This is a genomic window from Pseudomonas sp. BBP2017 (assembly GCF_003024385.1).
In the GTDB taxonomy this organism is placed as follows: Bacteria; Pseudomonadota; Gammaproteobacteria; order Pseudomonadales; family Pseudomonadaceae; genus Aquipseudomonas.
In genome coordinates this window covers 1-18,375 of sequence record NZ_PVZN01000023.1, presented here as the reverse complement: position 1 = coordinate 18,375, position 18,375 = coordinate 1, and the positions used below count along the sequence as shown (strand labels likewise).

Below are 18,375 nucleotides of genomic sequence, written 5' to 3'. Positions count from 1 at the left end.
TTCACCCCTTGACCGCGCCGGCCGTAAGCCCGCGCAGGAAATACTTGCCAGCCAGCACATAGACCAACAGGGTCGGTAACCCGGCGATCATCGCCGCCGCCATGTCGACGTTGTATTCCTTGACCCCGGTGCTGGTGTTGACCAGGTTGTTCAGGGCCACGGTGATCGGTTGCGCGTCGCCACTGGCGAACACCACACCGAAGAGAAAGTCGTTCCAGATCTGAGTGAACTGCCAGATCAGGCAGACCATGATGATCGGCACCGACATCGGCAGCAGGATGCGTCCGAAGATGGTGAAGAACCCCGCCCCGTCCAGCCGCGCCGCGCGTACCAGGGCATCCGGCACGCTGCAGTAGTAGTTGCGGAAAAACAGCGTGGTGAACGCCAGGCCGTAGACGATATGCACCAGCACCAGGCCGGTGGTGGTGCTGGCCAGGCCGAGCTTGCCGAGGGTGAACGAGGCCGGCAGCAGCACGGTCTGGAACGGCAGGAAGCAACCGAACAGCAACAGCCCGAAGAACAGTTGCGAACCACGGAAGCGCCACATCGACAGGACATAGCCGTTGAGCGCCCCGAGCAACGTCGAGATCAGCACCGCTGGAATAGTGATCTTCACCGAGTTCCAGAAGTAGCCGCCCACCGTGTCCCAGGCCTTGATCCAGCCGATACCGGTAATCACTTCAGGCCAGCTCAACAGGTTGCCGGTGCGGATGTCATCCGGCGATTTGAAGCTGGTCAGCAGCATCACGATCAGCGGAACCAGGTACAGCGCGCAGGCCAGCAACAGCGTGGCGTAGATGGCGATCCGACTGAAGTTGAAAGTACGCGGTGCCAGGGTTCTAGTCATGGCGCTTGCTCCTCAATTCCGAATACAGATAAGGCACCAGGATCGACAGGATCGCGCCGAGCATCAGGATCGCACTGGCCGAGCCCATGCCCATCTGCCCGCGGCTGAAGGTGAAGGAGTACATGAACATCGCCGGCAGGTCCGAGGCGTACCCTGGCCCGCCTGCGGTCATCGCCGCGACCAGGTCGAAGCTCTTGATGGCGATGTGGGCGAGGATCATCAATGCGCTGAAGAACACCGGGCGCAGGCTCGGCAGCACGATGCGCAAGTAGATGCTCGGCAAGCTGGCACCATCGACCTGGGCGGCACGAATGATCGACTGATCGACGCTGCGCAGGCCCGCCAGGAACAGCGCCATGACAAAGCCCGAGGCTTGCCACACCGCCGCGATCACCAGGCAGTAGACGACCCGGTCCGGGTCCACCAGCCAGTCCAGGCGAAAACCTTCCCAGCCCCAGTCACGGAGCATCTTGTCCAGGCCCAGGCCCGGATTGAGCAGCCATTTCCAGGCAGTGCCGGTGACGATCATCGACAGTGCCATGGGGTACAGGTAAACCGTGCGGATAAACCCTTCGCGGCGAATGCGCTGGTCGAGCAATACCGCCAGCAGCACGCCGATCACCAGGCTGATGGCGATGAACAGGCCACCGAACAGCAGCAGGTTCTTGCTGGCGACCCACCAGCGGTCGTTCTCCATCAGCCGCGCATACTGCGCCAGACCCACCCACTTGTAGCTGGGCATGAAGCTGGAGTTGGTGAAGGAGAGGATGAAGGTCCAGAAGATGTAGCCATAAAAGCCCACCAGGACAATCAGCATGCTTGGCGCCAGTACCAGTTTCGGTAGCCAGCGTTGCAAGGCGTCGAAGGGCGAGGCCTTGTTGAGGGTAGCAACAGTGCTCATAGGGAGGTCTCGTGTTGGGGTATCGCGGGACAAGCCCGCGCCCACAGGGGATGTGTGACTGCTGTGGGAGCGGGCTTGCCCCGCGAAAAGGCCAGCAAACCGTTACTTAGCCGACTTGATCGCCGAATTCAGCTGCTTGACCGCCGTCGCGGGATCCGCTTTCGGGTCATTGAGGAAGTTGGTCACCACATCGAAGATCGCTCCCTGCACCGCCAGGGTCGTCGCCATGTTGTGGGCCATGCTCGGTTGCAGGCCATCGCCTTTTTCTGCTTCTTTGAAGTCCACCGCCGACTTCTGCGTACAGGCGTCGAACTGGCTCATGTCCATGTCCTGACGCACCGGCAGCGAGCCTTTGTTCTGGTTGAACACCGTCTGAAACTGCGGCTCCAGGGCAACCTTGGCCAGGTCGTTCTGGGCTTTGATGTCGTTGTCGTTCTTGAGCTTGAACATCGCCAGCGAGTCGATGTTGTAGGCGAAGCTGCCCTGGGTGCCGGGGAAGGCCACGCACTGGTAATCCTTGCCGGCGACCTTGCCAGCTGCCGTCCATTCGCTCTTGGCCCAGTCGCCCATGATCTGCATGCCGGCCTTGCCGCTGATGACCTCGGCAGCGGCGATGTTCCAGTCACGCCCGGCGCGGTTGGGGTCCATGTAGGTGCCCAGACGTTGCAGGGCCCTGAACACCTCGACCATCTGCACGCCGGTCAGGGTCTTTTCATCCAGCTCGACAAAGGCGGCGTGATAACCCTTGGGGCCAAGGATGCTCAAGGCCAGGTCTTCAAACACCGTGCTGTCCTGCCACGGCTGACCGCCATGGGCCAGAGGGATGAAGCCTGCGCTCTTGAGCTTGTCGGCAGCGACGAAAAGCTCATCAAGGGTGGTCGGCACTTTGGCGCCAGCCTTGTCGAACACTTGCGGGTTGATCCACAGCCAGTTGACCCGGTGGATGTTCACCGGCACCGCCACGTAGTGGCCGTCGTACTTCATGATCTCGGCGACTTTCTGCGGCAGCAGGCCGTCCCAATTGTTGGCTTTGGAGACATCATCGAGCTCAGTCAGTAGACCGAGTGCGCCCCACTCCTGAATGTCCGGCCCCTTGATCTGCGCAGCGGCTGGCGGGTTGCCGGAAATGGCGCGGGTCTTGAGCACGGTCATCGCTGCGGCGCCGCCACCACCGGCCACGGCGTTGTCTTTCCAGATGAATCCGTCTTTTTGCACCTGGGCCTTGAGGGTTTCAACGGCCTTGGCTTCGCCACCGGAGGTCCACCAGTGCAGGACTTCGACGGTACCGGTATCGGCGGCCATGGCGCTCAAAGGCAACAAGGAGGCGAGTGAAATAACAGCGGCGAGGCGATTGATCGCATTCATGGGGCGTGACCTTTTCTTGTTGTTATGCAGGTGCAAGTCGTGGTGCTTGCGCTTGCATCGGAGTCTAACCAGGCACTGGCGTGGCCGAGGTAACGAAGGGATGCGCAAATGTCACTAACTGGTGACATTCGCTTGGCCAGCGTGTCAGTCGCTGCTGCGAGGCAGGCTCAAGGTCACCCGCAAACCGCCGCCCTGCAGGTTACGCAAGCTCACTTCGCCGCCGTGGCTGTGGGCGATGTTGCGCGCGATCCCCAGGCCCAGGCCATAGCCCTGCTGCTGCCCGGCCAGACGGAAATGCGGTTCGAAGACTTGTTCCAGACGCTGCTCGGGCACCCCCGGCCCCTCATCGTCCACTTGCAGGACGAACCCTGACTCACTGTCGAACACGCGCAGGTGCGCACGCTCGCCGTATTTCAAGGCATTGTCGATCAGGTTGCCCATGCACCGGCGCAGCGCCAGCGGCTTGCCGGGGTACGGGGCAAGCGCCCTGCCCTGCACGGTAACGCGGGCACTGGCCAGATACGGCTCGACCAGGCAATCGAGGGCATGATTGAGGTCGATCGGTTCGATGTTCTCGTGGATATCCGTGTCTTTCACGCACTGCAGCGCGCCTTTGACCAGCATCTCCAGCTCGTCCAGATCGCGGCTGAACTTGGTCTGTTGCTGCTCGTCCTCAAGCAGCTCGACGCGCAGGCGCAGACGGGTAATCGGTGTGCGCAGGTCATGGGATATAGCACTGAACAACTGGCTGCGTTCGGTCAGGTAGCGACTGATGCGCTCACGCATGGCATTGAACGCCCGGCCGACTTCGACCACCTCACTGCCGCCCCCCTCCAGCACTGGCTCGACATCAGCACCCAGCGACATCTCCCGCGCCGCCCGCGCCAGACGCTTGAGCGGACGACTTTGCCAATGCACCAGCAAGCCGATGAACAGCAGCAGAAAGAAGCTGGTCAGGCCGATGAACCACAACTGCTGACGCGGCAGACCTTCGTCTTCAAGGCTGGTATAGGGCTCAGGCATCAGCGAGGCGATGTACAGCCACTCGCCTTCGCCGAGGCGGATCTGGGTCACCAGTACCGGTGGATTGACCGGTTCCAGGGTCAGCGCGTAATGCGCCCAGGAACGCGGTAGCTCGTCGAGCTTCAGGCCGCTGTTGAAGATCCGCAGGTCCTGGGGGCTGACGAACTCCAGGGAGATATCCATTTGCGCGCCGAGGCGCTGGCGCAGCACTTCGTCCACTGCGCTGAGCACGGCCTGCTTGCGCGGTGTAATCGGCAGAACCTGCATGTCCAAGGGTTTGTCGTTGAGCGAGACCACGAAGCGTGTGCCGCCCATGTTGCGCAACTGATCCAGCACCATGGGCCGGTAGGCCACCGGCAGCGAGCGAAAATAGCTGACGCTGGCACTCATTGAATGCGCCAGGCTACGGGCGCTGGCCACCAGTCCTTCGAGCTGGCTGGCGCGCAGTTGCGACAGCCAGATCAGGCTCGACAAGCCCTGGGCCAGCAACACCACCAGCAGAGTCAACAGCAGCATGCGCCCGAGCAACGAGCGCGGCAGCGGCAGACGCCAGCGCCCCTCAGTGCGCAGGCGCAACGCTGGCCGCCAGCAGGTAACCACTGCCACGTACGGTACGAATCAGCCGTGGCGGCTTGTGCGTGTCGCGCAGGCGTTGGCGCAGGCGGCTGACCGCCATATCGACGATGCGGTCCAGGGGCATGGGTTCGCGCCCTCGAGTAGCGTTGCCGATGGTGTCGCGGTCAAGGATTTGCTGCGGGTGATCAAGGAACAACTTGAGCAAAGCGAAGTCGGCACCGGACAGAATCACCTCTTCACCGTCGCGGTGAAACAAGCGGTGACTGACCGTGTCCAGGCGCCAGTCATCGAAGGCCAATACATCGCTACCAGTGCGTTCCTGGCCAAAACCGGCGCGGCGCAGCAGGGCTTTGATTCGCGCCTGCAACTCGCGTGGGCTGAAGGGTTTGCCAAGATAATCATCGGCGCCCAGTTCCAGGCCGATGACCCGATCGGCTTCATCGGAACTGGCCGTGAGCATAATGATCGGCACCTGGGCCAGGCGTGGATGCTGACGCACCCAGCGGCAGAGACTGAAGCCGTCTTCATCGGGCAGCATCACATCGAGGATCACCAGGTCGCAGTCGCTGTCGTCCAGCGCCCGGCGAAAGCCTTGGCCGTCGGCAACCGCCTGGACGCTGAAACCGGCGCGACTCAGGTAGGTTTGCAACAGCTCGCGGATTTCCTGGTCATCGTCGACCAGCAGTATCGACTTGCTCACAGCACTGTTCCTTGTTCGGTGGGACAATCAACCGGCTTGCTGCAAGGCCACTCCAGCCCCGAGCAAGCCGGAGAATTCGGCGGTCACCAGCCACACAGGGACATTCTTGAAGTAGCCACTCATACAGCCTTTCTCGGCAAAGCTGACGGCAAAACCACTGCGCAAAAACAGCTCGGCGAAGCGCGGAATGATGCCGCCGACAATGTATACCCCACCTCGCCCACCCAAGGTCAGCACATTGTTGCCGGCCACCCGCCCAAGAAAGCGACAAAACTGCTCAATCACCACCAGTGCCAGCGGCTCACCGGCCAGTGCTGCATCGGTAATCGCCGCAGGGCTTTGCAAGGTTGCCGGGTGCCCGTCCAGCGCGCAAATGGCTTGGTACAAACGCAACAAGCCGCCGCCGCTGAGCACCGTTTCGGCACTGACATGACCAGTCTCGCTGGCGATCTGTTCACGGATCTGCGCCTCGCGGGTGTTGCCCACCGGCAGGTCGACATGCCCACCTTCACCCGGCAATGCTATCCAGCGGCCATCCTCCAGGCCGAGCAAAGTGCCCACACCCAAGCCGGTTCCAGGGCCGATCACCACTGCCGGACGCCCTGCTTCAGCTTCGCCTGCGCAGACCGTGCGGCGCTCGTCAGGCTGCAGGCGAGTCATGCCCAGCGCCATAGCGGTAAAGTCATTGATCAGCAACAGCTGCTCAATCTGAAGGGTCTTGCAGAAGGCCTGACGACTGAGCAGCCAGTGATTGTTGGTAAAGCGAAACTCATCGCCGCTGACCGGCCCGGCCACCGCCAGGCAGACCGCGCCGAGGTCGCCCTTGGCCAGCCCTTGTGCCAACAGATAAGCGCCGATGGCCTGCTCGGGACTGGTGTAATCGGCGGTGGCGAACACCTGCACCGAGTGCATCCGGTTGTTTTCCCAGAGGGCAAAGCGGGCATTGGTGCCACCGATATCACCGACCAGGGCGCGCTTCATTTGAGCGCTTCCAAGGCTGAGGTGAAGGCGCTGGCGCCCTGCTCTGCCGGGCTCAGGGCCATGCGCAGGAAGCCGAACAGTTCCCGCCCGCAACCCAGATCGTTGCCGGTCGGGGCTGGCGGAATTTCCCGGTCGGCCATTTCCGCAGCATCGAGTTTCACCGTCAGGGTGCCGGCAACGCCGTCGACCCGCACGATATCACCATCGCGCACGCGCGCCAGCGGGCCGCCGTCAAAGGCTTCCGGACAGACATGAATGGCCGCCGGAATTTTCCCCGAAGCACCGGACATGCGCCCGTCAGTCACCAATGCCACCTTGAAGCCACGGTCCTGCAGCACACCAAGGAAAGGCGTCATCTTGTGCAGCTCCGGCATGCCGTTGCAACGCGGCCCCTGGAAGCGCATCACCGCAACAAAATCGCGCTCCAGCTCGCCGGCCTGGAAAGCATCGGCCAGTGCTTGCTGGTCATGGAACACCCGCGCCGGGGCTTCGACCACCTGATGCTCAGGAGCGACAGCAGAGACCTTCATGACCCCGCGGCCAAGGTTGCCTTCCATCACCCGCAGCCCGCCTTCCGGGGAGAACGGCCGCGCCACCGGACGCAGGATCACTTCGTCCAGGCTCGCTTGCGGCCCCTCGCGCCAGACCAGCTTGCCATCCTGCAGGAACGGCTCCTGGGTATACCGACGCAGACCGTGACCGGCCACCGTGTTGACGTCCTCATGCAGCAGCCCGGCATCGAGTAGCTCGCGAATCAGGAAAGCCATGCCACCGGCTGCCTGGAAATGGTTGATGTCGGCTTTGCCGTTCGGGTAGACGTGGGACAGCGTCGGCACCACCTCAGACAGCTCGGCCATGTCTTGCCAGGTCAACTGGATACCCGCCGCCTGGGCAATTGCCGGCATGTGCAGGGTATGGTTGGTCGAGCCGCCGGTGGCGTGCAGGGCAACGATGGAGTTGACCAGGGACTTTTCGTCGACGATCTCGCCCAAGGGCATGAAGTCGCCGCTGGCCTTGGTCATCCGCGTGACCTGTTGTGCGGCCTCGACCGTGAGTGCATCGCGCAGCGGCGTGTAAGGATTGACGAACGACGCACCCGGCAGGTGCAGGCCCATTACTTCCATCAGCAACTGGTTGGTGTTGGCAGTGCCGTAAAAAGTGCAGGTGCCGGGGCTGTGGTAGGACTTCATTTCCGATTCCAGCAGCTCTTCGCGGCTGGCCTTGCCCTCGGCATAGCGCTGGCGCACGTCGGCTTTTTCCTTGTTGGAAATGCCTGAAGGCATCGGCCCGCCGGGGACGAAAATGGTCGGCAAGTGGCCAAAGCGCAGCGCGCCCATCAACAGCCCCGGCACGATCTTGTCACAGATACCCAGCATCAGTGCGGCGTCGAACATGTTGTGCGACAGGGCAATGGCCGTGGACATAGCGATCACTTCGCGGCTGGCAATACCCAGCTCCATACCTGGCTCACCCTGAGTAACGCCATCGCACATGGCCGGCACGCCGCCAGCGAACTGACCAACCGAGCCGATATCGCGCAGGGCCTGTTTGATCTGTTCAGGGTAGTACTGGTAAGGCTGATGAGCCGAGAGCATGTCGTTGTAAGCGGAAACGATAGCGACGTTAGCCGCGTTCATCATGCGCAGACTGTTCTTGTCCTGGGTGCCGCATCCGGCCACTCCGTGGGCGAAGTTGGCGCATTGCAGTTTGGCCCGCATCGGCCCGTCACTGGCGGCCCCGCGAATCAATTGCAGGTAGCGTTCACGGGTGGCACGGCTGCGGTCGATCAGCCGTTGGGTGACCTCAAGAATGCGCGGATGCATGTACTGGACTCCAGGCTATCGGTGATTGCGAGCTCTGCGGCGGTTTCCCTTATCAACAATCGCCACCTAGGCTCAAAGACAGGGGCAGCTGTTGCGAAAGGAACGGCTTGGCCGGTCGCTCGTTGTAGATTGAACAAAATACTGCCAGCAAAAAGGCTTGTTTTCTATTTTTTTACGAATAATCTTGTAATTCCAATAACAAAATCAGATTCAGTGAAGCAGTTCCTCATTTACCACGGGCTTCACCCGGTCTGCCAGAGGTAGCTCTATGACCCTTCGTATCGCAATCAATGGCTTTGGCCGCATTGGCCGCAACGTCCTTCGCGCACTCTATACCCAAGGCTACCGTCAAGACCTGCAGGTCGTCGCAATCAACGACCTGGGCGACAGCGCAATCAATGCGCATCTGCTCAAGTACGACAGTGTTCATGGCATCTTTGCGGCCGATGTCGAGTCCGACCACGAAAGCCTGACCGTCAATGGCGACCGCATTGCCGTCAGTGCCATTCGCAATCCGGCCGAGCTGCCGTGGAAAGCCGAAGCCGTCGATGTGGTGTTCGAATGCACCGGCCACTTCACCGACCGCGCCAAGGCTGCCGCCCATCTTACTGCCGGGGCGCGCAAAGTCATTATCTCGGCACCGGCCAAGGGCGCCGACGCGACGATTGTTTACGGGGTCAACCACGACATCCTGCGTCCTTCGCACCAGATCATCTCCAGCGCTTCATGCACCACCAACTGCCTGGCGCCAATTGCCCAGGTGCTGCACCGCGAGCTGGGTATCGAGCAGGGCTTGATGACCACCATCCACGCTTACACCAACGACCAGAGCCTCACCGACATTCACCACAGCGACCCGTTCCGCGCCCGCTCGGCGACCCAGTCGATGATCCCGAGCAAGACCGGTGCAGCCGAAGCCGTGGGCCTGGTGCTGCCGGAGCTGGCGGGCAAACTCACCGGCATGGCGGTGCGCGTGCCGGTGATCAACGTGTCGCTGGTCGACCTGACCGTCAACCTCATGCGCGATGCCAGCGTCGAAGAGGTCAACAACCTGTTCAAGGACGCCAGCCGTCACTCCAAGGTCCTCGGTTATAACAGCCTGCCGCTGGTGTCGTGCGACTTCAACCACAACCCTTTGTCATCGATCTTCGATGCCAACCATACCCGCACCAACGGACGAATGCTCAAAGTGCTGGCCTGGTATGACAATGAGTGGGGATTTTCCAACCGTATGCTGGATAACTGCCTGGCGTTGTGCCACGCGGTGTAGGAGCAATAATAAGCCCGCTCACACAAATTTGGTTCCAGCAACCAATACTTGACCAATACGATGATGATAAGCATTATCATTAACTTCGCATTGGTCAGGTATCGCTGTGAGTCAGTCCCAGTTCAACACTGTATTCCTCGCTCAGCGGGTCAGCCTGCTGCGGACGTTGCAGCGCATGGTCGACAATCCCAGCACCGCCGAAGACCTGCTGCAGGAGACCTACCTGCGTGTTACCCGGGCACTGGGGGAGCGGCCGATCGAGCACCTTGAGCCCTTCGTGTTCCAGACCGCCCGCAACCTGGCCCTGGACCATTTGCGCGCACGCCGGGCGCAATCACGCAACCTGGTGGATGATGTGCCCGAGCAGGTTCTGCACAACGTCGCCGCACCCGGCAGCAGCGCCGAAGACGCAGCTCATGCCGAACAGCTGCTCAAGCGCCTGAGCGTCAGCCTGGGGCAGTTGACCTCGCGACAACAACGGATTTTCATCCTCAGCCGCCTGCACGGCGCCAGTTACCCGGAAATCGCCGAGCAGCTCAACGTCTCGGCCAGCACGGTTCAGAAGGAACTGAAACTGATCATGGCCATTTGTGTTGGTGTTGCCAGTCGCCTGAACCGCGACTGAGCCTGGCTTGCCACCTGCGCCGTTACGCTTGATCATTAGCGCAATTACAAGCCCCCCAGGATTTGCCGTGACCGAAAGCGCCCCTGACCGCCCTTCGCCGCCAGACCCGGCTGCCTGCAACAGTGCCATGGACCAGGCGCTGGACTGGCTGATCCGCCTGCAATGCGCCAGCGCCGAAGACACCCGCGCCTTCGAAGCCTGGCTGGAAGCAAATCCAGCCAATGCCCAAGCCTATGTCGAAGCCGAGGCCCTGTGGCAAGGCGACACCGTGCGCCAGGCCGCCAGCCAGATCGCCCAGGCTTACCGCCCTTCGCGCCTGGCGCGCCTGCGCCCGCACTGGAAGCCCCTGACCGTAGCTGCGGTACTGCTGATCGGGGTGTTTACCATCGGTAATCTGCCGATGCGTCTGCAGGCCGATCACCTGACCGTGGTCGGTGAGCGCCAGCGCCTGCAGCTTGAGGACGGCTCCAAGGTTCTGCTCAACACCAACACTGCATTTTCCAGTGACATCGATGCCCGCCAGCGCGTCGCCCGCCTCTATCAGGGCGAAGTGTTCTTCGAGGTGCCCGCCGGCCGTAACCAGCCGCTGGAGTTGCAGGCAGGCCCGCTGCGCGCCAGTGTGCGCGACAGCGATTTTGCCGTGCGCTACCTCGACGGCGAAGCCCAGGTGCGGGTGCAACGCGGCGATGTCGACCTGCAGGCCAGCAGCGACCAGCGCATTCGTCTGTCCAGTGGCGACAGCATTCGGATCGGCCCCAATGGCTTCGGTCATCGCGAGCGCGTCGACCCGCAGAAAGACCTGGCCTGGGTCCAGGGCCGCCTGATCTTCGAGAATTGCCCGCTGAGCCAGGTACTGGCCGAGCTGCGCCGCTACTACCCGGGCCTGATCATCGCCGGCAACGAGCGCCTGGAGCAGGTCGCGGTCACCGGCAACTACCGCCTCGACCAACCCGTGGAAACCTTGCGAGCCCTGGCCCACATTACTTCGGCGCAGTTGCTCGAGCTCCCTGCAATGGTCATTCTTAACTGACTGGAAAGTTTTTTTACGCGATCCCCTGCGGCGATACGTCTCGTTATAGCCAATGCAACTGATTCTTATTTTTGAATCAGCCAGCACCTATAACATTCGCGCGACAGGGAGCGCTTTCGATGCCAACCGGTTTCACTCGTCGGTCTTCAGACACCCCACGTACACCAGGCCTACAGCGCTGCACGCTCTCCCTGTTGACCCTGGCCATGCTCGCCAGCGGCGCCTGCAGCCTGCCGGCACTGGCCGCCGAGCCAGCCCAGGCCAGCGCCCCGCGCATGGGTGACTATCACTTTGCAATTGGCCAGCAGCCGCTGGTCTCGGCGCTCAACGCGTTTACCGCCGTAACCGGCTGGCAGGTCGGGCTGTCGGCCGAGCTGGCAGAGGGCGTCGCTTCGCCAGGCGTGCAGGGCTCGCTGAAACCGGAGGCCGCTTTGCAGCGCCTGCTCGCTGGCACCGGCCTGAAGTACCGCAGGCTCAGTGCTGGCAATGTGGTGCTCGAGCGCAGCAACTCCAGCGCCATCGCCCTGCAGCAGATCACTGTCAGTGCGACCCGCAGCGCCCAGGACATCAGCCAGGTGCCGAGCACGGTCTCAGTACAGACCCGTGAGCAGCTCGACCGCCAGAACGTCAACAACATCAAGGAGCTGGTGCGTTACGAGCCTGGCATATCGGTAAGTGGCACCGGCCAGCGCAGCGGCCTGAATGGTTACAACATTCGTGGCATCGACGGTGAGCGCGTACTGACCCAGGTCGACGGCGTGTCGATTCCCGACAGCTTCTTCTTCGGCCCCTACGCCCAGACCCAGCGCAATTACGTCGATCCAGAGATCGTCAAGCGCGTGGAAATCCTCCGTGGCCCGGCTTCGGTGCTGTATGGCAGCAATGCCATCGGCGGTGCGGTCAGCTACTTCACCCTCGACCCGGACGACATCATCAAGCCCGGCCAGGACGTCGGCGCCCGCCTGAAGACCGGTTACAGCTCAGCAGATGAGAGCTGGCTGAACTCGGCCACCGTCGCCGGACGTCAGGGCGACTTCGACGGTCTTTTGCATCTGAGCCAACGCAATGGCCATGAGACCGAGTCCTACGGCAGCCACGGCGGCACTGGCCTTGAGCGGACCGAGGCGAACCCTGAAGACGTGCGCACCACCAATATCCTCGCCAAAGCCGGCTGGAACTATGCCGACGAGGCGCGCCTGGCCTTGACCTACGAACACTACAAGGACGACCGCGACCTGGATCAGAAGAGCTCCGTGGGCGGGCCTTTCATCCCTGGCTTCGGCGCCATGAACGCCTACCGCGACCGTACCGGCAATGACACCGTGACCCGCGAGCGCTTCGGCATCAACCATGAGTTCGCCTTGGGCAGCCTGCTTGCCGACAACATGAAATGGAGCCTGAACTATCAGATCGGCAAGACTGACCAGCGCACCGAAGAACGCTATGTTGCCGGGGGGCGCCAGGTCTTGCGTGATCGCCAGACCACTTACAAGGATCGCCAGTGGATCTTCGATGCCCAGCTGGACAAAACCTTCAGCATCGGTGAGAGCGAACACCTACTGACCTATGGCACCACCCTCAAGCATCAGAAAGTCACCGGTTCGCGCAGCGGCACCGGTACTTGCCTGAACGTCGGCGGCACCTGCAGAGCCATCGGCGCCGACAGCCCGCGTGATGGCCAGGTACTCGTCAGCGACTTCCCGGACCCGACGGTCAACACCTACAGCCTGTTCGCCCAGGACGAGATCCGCTGGAACCAGTGGACCTTCCTGCCGGGTGTTCGCTACGACTACACGCAGCTCAAGCCACACATGACCGACGAGTACCTGCGCGGGGTCGAGGCATCGAGCACCGACCCGGTTGACGATAGCCAGAAGAAGTGGCACCAGGTATCGCCCAAGTTCGGTGTGACCTATGCGTTCAACGCCAACTACACCTGGTACGGCCAATACGCCGAAGGCTTCCGTACGCCAACCGCCAAGGCACTCTATGGCCGCTTTGAAAACCCGGGCCTGGGCTACAGCGTACGCGGCAACTCCAACCTGGAACCGGAAACCAGCAAAAGCTACGAGACCGGCCTGCGCGGCAACTTCGGCGCCGGTAACTTCGATGTGGCGGTGTTCTACAACAAGTACCGTGACTTCATCAACGAAGATGCCGTGCAAGGCAGCAACCTGGGCCAGACCTTCGAGGCCAACAACATTAAACATGCCATCATCAAGGGCGCCGAGTTCAAAGGCCGCCTGAACCTGGATGCCTTTGGCGCGCCACATGGCCTCTACAGCCAGGGCTCGCTGGCCTATGCCTACGGCCGTAACGAGGACACCGGTCAGCCGCTCAACAGTGTCAACCCGCTGACTGCAGTGATGGGCCTGGGCTATGAGCAGGAACAATACGGCGGTCTGCTGAGCTGGACCCTGGTCAAGCGCAAGGATCGGGTCGACTACACCACCTTCTTCGCGCCCGACGGCACCAGCAAACAATTCCGCACGCCGGGTTACGGGGTGCTCGACTTGACGGGTTACTACAAGGTCACCGACGACATCACGGTCAACGCCGGCCTGTACAACCTCACCGACAAGAAATACTGGCAATGGGATGACGTGCGCGGCTACGACGGCCTCGGTGAAGCGGCTGTCACCTCACCCGCCAACCTCGACCGCCTGACCATGCCGGGGCGCAATTTCGCCATCAATCTGATCTGGGACATTTAAAGGCATCGCGGGGCAAGCCCGCTCCCACGAAACCTGTGGGAGCGGGCTTGCCCCGCGATGGGGTGAGATTTTTTTACTGTCGCACGTCACCTTGTTCGTCTAGTCACTAGACACGCCCATTTCGCAAGGAATCACCATGACCGCCGCAATCACCAGCGAACGCGCCAGCCTGCGTTCGCAACGCCTGAACCAGCTGACCCATGCCCCGCACACCGTGCTGGACGCCCTGGTCAAATCCCACGCGCCGTTCGAAACCCACGAAAGCTTCGCCCGCTTCGTCGTCGCCCAGTACCTGTTCCAGAACGAACTCAAGGCGCTGTACACCAACCCCGAGCTGATCGCCATCGTCCCAGACCTGGCCGAACGTTGCCGTGCCGAACAGGCCGGCCTCGACCTGGCTGACCTCAATACCGAGATTCCCGCCGACTTCGCCGGTGCCGTGCACAACCCGAGCCTGGGTGAGGCCATGGGCTGGATATTCGTTTCCGAAGGCTCCAAACTCGGTGCGGCGTTCCTGATCAAGCGTGCCGTGGTCCTTGGCCTGTCCGACAGCTTCGGTGCCCGCCACCTGGGCGAACCGGCCGGTGGCCGTGCCGAAGGCTGGAAGCAGTTCACCCGCATCCTCGACAGCCTGGAGCTCAGCCCCGAGGAAGAGGCCAAGGCTGAACAAGGCGCCGTGGCGGCGTTCGAGCGCTTCACCGAACTGCTCAAACACGCTTACGCGACTGCGCCTAAAGCCGAACTGACCTGATGCGCCGTCCCCGGTTACCCTCGTGGCAACCGGGCCTAACCCGTGCAACCGACGCCCCCATGACTCGTCCCGCTGCCTCCAAATTCTCACGCCTGCTGTTTGGCCTCTTGGCCTACGTCAGCCTGGCCATCGGCCTGGTCGCAATCGTCGTGCCCGGCTTGCCCACCACCGAGTTCATTCTCCTCGCCGCCTGGGCCGCGACCCGCAGTTCACCGCGCCTGAGCGCCTGGCTGGAAAACCATCGCCTGTTCGGCCCAATCCTGCACAACTGGCGTAATGGCAAAGTCATCCAGCGTTGCGCCAAACTCAGCGCCACCGTGAGCATGCTGGTGTGCGCCAGCCTGATGCTGGTGTTCCTTGAGCACCGTTGGCCGGTATTTCTCGCCATCGGCGGCATGGCTTTGGGCAACCTGTGGATCTGGTCACGGCCAGAAGCCGCGCCCTTGAGCCTTGACGACCGCTCATCGGCAGGCACTCATGGTTGACGCTATAAAGCCGATGCCCTGATATCGCTAAATGGATGTAGCGAATCGAATCGTGCCCGGTTCGGTCCCCTTCTGGCCTGTCTTTAGCGAGTACGTCCATGTTCGACACGCTCTCCATCCGCCTGAAAATCGTACTGCTCTCCGGCCTTTGCCTGCTCGGCGTGGTCGCGCTGGTCGTCGGTATCAACCTTTATCAATCACACCAGAGCGATGAACTGGTCGGCGAAGCCAGCACCACCATGCTTACCCGCAACGTCCAGGCGCTGCTTCAGGCCCGCGCCGGGGAAAAAGCCGAAATGCTGCGGCGTACCTTCAGCGACAGCCAGACCGTCATCATCGCCCTCGCCGATCAGGTCCAGGACGTACAAAAGCTGGCGCGCGAGCGTGGCCTGAGCGCAGGCGAACTACGCGAAGCGATCAACCAGAGCCTGGCCACCAGCTTCAAACGTAATCCGCAAGTGCTCGGTATCTGGCTGGCGTTCGAACCCCAGGCCATGGACGCTGACGACAGCACGTTCGCCAACGATGCCAAGCACATGAGTAATGAAAGCGGTCGTTTCGCCAGCTACTGGAGCCGGGCGCAAGGCGAGTCGCTGAACACTGTGATCAGTGATGCCGACCTGAACAAGACCGACATCAACCTCAGCGGCACGCCCTACAATGTCTGGTACACCTGCTCACGCAACAGCGCCCGCCCTTGCCTGCTTGAACCTTACTCCGACACCGTCGGCGGCAAGCAGATGCTGATGACCAGCATCACCGTGCCACTGCTGCAAAACGGCAAGGTGATCGCTGTAGCCGGCGTGGACATTTCCCTCGACGCACTCCAGGCCGCTGCTGCCAAGGCCCAGCAGGAACTGTTCAATGGCGCCGGGCATTTGATGATCGTCGCGCCTAGCGGACTGCTGGCGGCCAACAGCGACGATGCCGCCAAGGTCGGCAAAAACATTGGCCAGACCCTTGGCCAGGAAGGCCAGCAGGCCGTGCAGAAACTCGCCGCCAACCAGCCGCTGCTCCTTGAGCAGGGCGAAACCATCCGCGCCCTCACCCCCGTGCAACCGACTGCCGACAGCAAAGCCTGGGGCATTGTCATCGACTTGCCCAGGCAGGTGCTGCTGGCAGATGCCATCAGCCTGCAAAACACCCTTGAGCAAGCCCGCACCAGCGGCACCCTCAAGGTGCTGCTGTTTGCCACTCTGGCCGGTCTTGGCGGCCTGCTGTTGATGTGGCTGACCGCAACCGGCGTGACCCGTCCGCTCAATACCGTGGCCAGCATGCTCGAAGACATTGCCGGCGGTGACGGCGATCTGACCCAGCGCCTGCGCTACGCCCGCCAGGATGAACTGGGCCGCCTGACCTCGGGCTTTAACCGCTTCCTCGACAAACTGCAGCCGACCATCGCCCAGATCAAGCAAAGCATCACCCAGGCCCGCAGCACTGCGGACCAGTCCTCGGCCATTGCCCAGCGCACCAGCGAGGGCATGCAGGTACAGTTTCGCGAGATCGATCAGGTCGCCACCGCCTCCAATGAAATGAGCGCCACCGCCCACGACGTCGCCAACAGTGCCGCGAGCGCTGCCGATGCCGCTCGCGGCGCCGACCGCTCGGCCAAGGACGGGATGGCGATCATCGAACGCAGCACCCGCGACATCACCCTGCTGGCCGATGAGGTGAGCAAAGCAGTGAGCGAAGTCGAAGTGCTGGCACAGAACAGCGAAAAGATCGGTTCGGTGCTGGAGGTGATCCGCAGCATCGCCGAACAGACCAACCTGCTGGCCCTCAACGCAGCGATCGAAGCCGCCCGCGCCGGTGAGAGCGGGCGTGGCTTTGCCGTGGTTGCCGACGAGGTACGCAATCTGGCGCGTCGCACCCAGGATTCGGTCGAAGAAATTCGTCAGGTGATCGAGCGTATCCAGAGCAACACCCGCGAGGTAGTGGCGACCATGCATTCGAGCCATGGCAAGGCCCAGGAGAACGCCGGGCAGATCCACCAGGCTGTCGAAGCGCTGGACCGGATCAGCGAGGCGGTGACGGTCATCAGCGACATGAACCTGCAGATCGCCAGTGCTGCCGAACAGCAAAGTGCGGTAGCCGAAGAGGTCAATCGCAATGTCTCGGCGATCCGAGGCGTGACTGAGACACTGACCGGCCAGGCGGCCGAATCGGCGCAGGTAAGCAGCCAGCTAAACACCTTGTCATCGCAGCAGATGGCATTGATGGATCAGTTCAGGGTTTGAGCTGGTTGCTTACTCCTTGCGGCTTGCTAGCTCAAGGTAGTCGATCAGTAACCGATGTCGATCTTGCCGTCACGCAGAGCATGCATACCGGGCGAGAGGTCGACATCGAAGCTGAAGTCAGCCTTGAAAGTCTGCCCCTCCTTGTCCCACTCGACGTTCTCCAGCTGGTAGCCAGTTGTTAGGTAAATACCATGGTTTCTGATGAAAAACGCGAAGACTCCGGGTTTGGGGTTTTCAGTGGATATACGCAGCATAATTCCCTGGTGCACCTCCGGCACCGAGCCATCGAAGATATGCCTAGCAGTCAGCCGGTAGTAACCGCCTGTGGAGTCTTTTTCAAATAAGATTTCGGATGATTGAAATTGTTCATGCCCCGGAAAAACAGGTGGTGCAATGGTGGCCGACACTGAACCTGTTTCAGCCTTGATGCCCTTAGTGTGTCTTGGCACGTCATAGCGTAATTCCAACACCCCATTCTCGATGGAGCGCACCTTTCCCTCGACTTCAACGTCGAAATGGAACTCAAACGCCACGGACTGCTGGTCTTGACCCCACTTGAAGTTGAGCAACTTCCCCCCCTTCACAGCCCAAGCGGCTGAACCCGGGGTAAAAAAAACAGCTCGGATCTTGCCTGTCTCCCCTGGTTCTCCTGGCAAGATTTCGTGCTCTGCCCCATCAGCGGTGTCAAAGGGGATTAATAGGAGGATCGCGTCGTACTTGCCGCCGCTCACATCACCTTGCTCCGCCCAAAGGTGAAGCTCGTTTTGATACCTGTACGCATCGAAGTAGGTACCACTGAATTTTTCAGACACTGCGCCGGGCGGGACCAATGTTGCGGTGACACTACCGGAGGGCGCGACGGTGCTTACCTTAAGATTAGTGCTGGTCATGAATGTTCTCGCAAAACATCGCTTATCGATGGACACCGAGCAATGGTGACCGCCTGAATCCCGACGTTAGGCGTTTGCCCCCCCCCACACAACTGGCAAAAATGCTAGGTAGCCGTGATAAACAGCGCCCTGTTATAAGCTCAACAAGCCGCTAGAG

15 protein-coding genes and 1 pseudogene are annotated in these 18,375 nt (G+C 61.5%); 8 read left to right on the top strand and 8 right to left on the bottom strand.

The annotated features are described in order from the left end of the window. Window position 1: 1 nt before the first annotated feature. The 7 genes from C6382_RS21785 to edd form a co-directional block, all read right to left on the bottom strand. Window positions 2-847: a carbohydrate ABC transporter permease gene (locus tag C6382_RS21785; protein WP_107026393.1), complete on the bottom strand. Its 846-nt coding sequence runs from the start codon at window positions 845-847 to the stop codon at window positions 2-4. After that, window positions 840-1,748, bottom strand: a complete 909-nt coding sequence (locus C6382_RS21780; protein ID WP_107026392.1) for a carbohydrate ABC transporter permease — start codon at window positions 1,746-1,748, stop codon at window positions 840-842. Before C6382_RS21780 ends, C6382_RS21785 begins: the two co-directional genes overlap by 8 nt. Window positions 1,749-1,850: 102 nt before the next feature. Further along, entirely contained in the window at window positions 1,851-3,113 is a 1,263-nt protein-coding gene (locus tag C6382_RS21775) for an ABC transporter substrate-binding protein (protein WP_107026391.1), read from the bottom strand. A gap of 144 nt (window positions 3,114-3,257) precedes the next feature. Then, entirely contained in the window at window positions 3,258-4,652 is a 1,395-nt protein-coding gene (locus C6382_RS21770; protein ID WP_107026425.1) for a HAMP domain-containing sensor histidine kinase, read from the bottom strand. Window positions 4,653-4,695: 43 nt separating this feature from the next. Further along, the gene (locus C6382_RS21765) at window positions 4,696-5,439 is read right to left on the bottom strand and encodes a response regulator (protein WP_178082820.1); all 744 of its coding nucleotides are present in this window, start codon (window positions 5,437-5,439) and stop codon (window positions 4,696-4,698) included. Continuing rightward, a complete protein-coding gene (locus C6382_RS21760; protein WP_107026389.1) occupies window positions 5,440-6,393 on the bottom strand; it encodes a glucokinase in 954 nt (317 codons plus the stop codon). Further along, window positions 6,390-8,216: a phosphogluconate dehydratase gene (edd, locus tag C6382_RS21755; RefSeq protein WP_107026388.1), complete on the bottom strand. Its 1,827-nt coding sequence runs from the start codon at window positions 8,214-8,216 to the stop codon at window positions 6,390-6,392. The genes C6382_RS21760 and edd overlap by 4 nt, the downstream gene beginning before the upstream one ends. Before the next feature lie 268 nt (window positions 8,217-8,484). Here edd and gap point away from each other — a divergent pair, with 268 nt between their 5' ends. From gap to C6382_RS24795, 8 genes and pseudogenes are all read left to right on the top strand, one after another. Beyond that, a complete protein-coding gene (gap, locus tag C6382_RS21750) occupies window positions 8,485-9,486 on the top strand; it encodes a type I glyceraldehyde-3-phosphate dehydrogenase (protein WP_107026387.1) in 1,002 nt (333 codons plus the stop codon). Window positions 9,487-9,592: 106 nt separating this feature from the next. Then, a complete protein-coding gene (locus C6382_RS21745) occupies window positions 9,593-10,111 on the top strand; it encodes an RNA polymerase sigma factor (RefSeq protein WP_107026386.1) in 519 nt (172 codons plus the stop codon). Between the two features lie 67 nt (window positions 10,112-10,178). Continuing rightward, window positions 10,179-11,141, top strand: coding sequence for a FecR domain-containing protein (locus C6382_RS21740; RefSeq protein WP_107026385.1), 963 nt, complete (start codon window positions 10,179-10,181; stop codon window positions 11,139-11,141). Window positions 11,142-11,260: 119 nt separating this feature from the next. Next, window positions 11,261-13,855, top strand: a complete 2,595-nt coding sequence (locus C6382_RS21735; protein ID WP_107026384.1) for a TonB-dependent receptor — start codon at window positions 11,261-11,263, stop codon at window positions 13,853-13,855. 136 nt (window positions 13,856-13,991) lie between these two features. After that, window positions 13,992-14,606 (top strand): biliverdin-producing heme oxygenase, encoded by a 615-nt coding sequence (locus C6382_RS21730; RefSeq protein WP_107026383.1) that lies wholly within the window; start codon window positions 13,992-13,994, stop codon window positions 14,604-14,606. A gap of 59 nt (window positions 14,607-14,665) precedes the next feature. Beyond that, complete coding sequence (locus C6382_RS21725; RefSeq protein WP_107026382.1) at window positions 14,666-15,091, top strand: YbaN family protein; 426 nt, start codon at window positions 14,666-14,668, stop codon at window positions 15,089-15,091. A 98-nt stretch (window positions 15,092-15,189) separates the two neighbouring features. Continuing rightward, window positions 15,190-16,422, top strand: a pseudogene (locus tag C6382_RS24800) (cache domain-containing protein); the annotation flags it as partial. A gap of 150 nt (window positions 16,423-16,572) precedes the next feature. After that, window positions 16,573-17,328 carry a methyl-accepting chemotaxis protein gene (locus tag C6382_RS24795; protein ID WP_371919651.1) on the top strand — a complete coding sequence of 252 codons (756 nt, stop codon included), beginning with the start codon at window positions 16,573-16,575 and terminating at the stop codon, window positions 17,326-17,328. Between the two features lie 44 nt (window positions 17,329-17,372). On the opposite strand, the gene C6382_RS21715 is transcribed toward C6382_RS24795, so the two are convergent. Then, on the bottom strand, window positions 17,373-18,218 hold the full coding sequence (locus C6382_RS21715) for a hypothetical protein (RefSeq protein ID WP_107026380.1): 846 nt from the start codon (window positions 18,216-18,218) through the stop codon (window positions 17,373-17,375). Window positions 18,219-18,375: the final 157 nt, after the last annotated feature.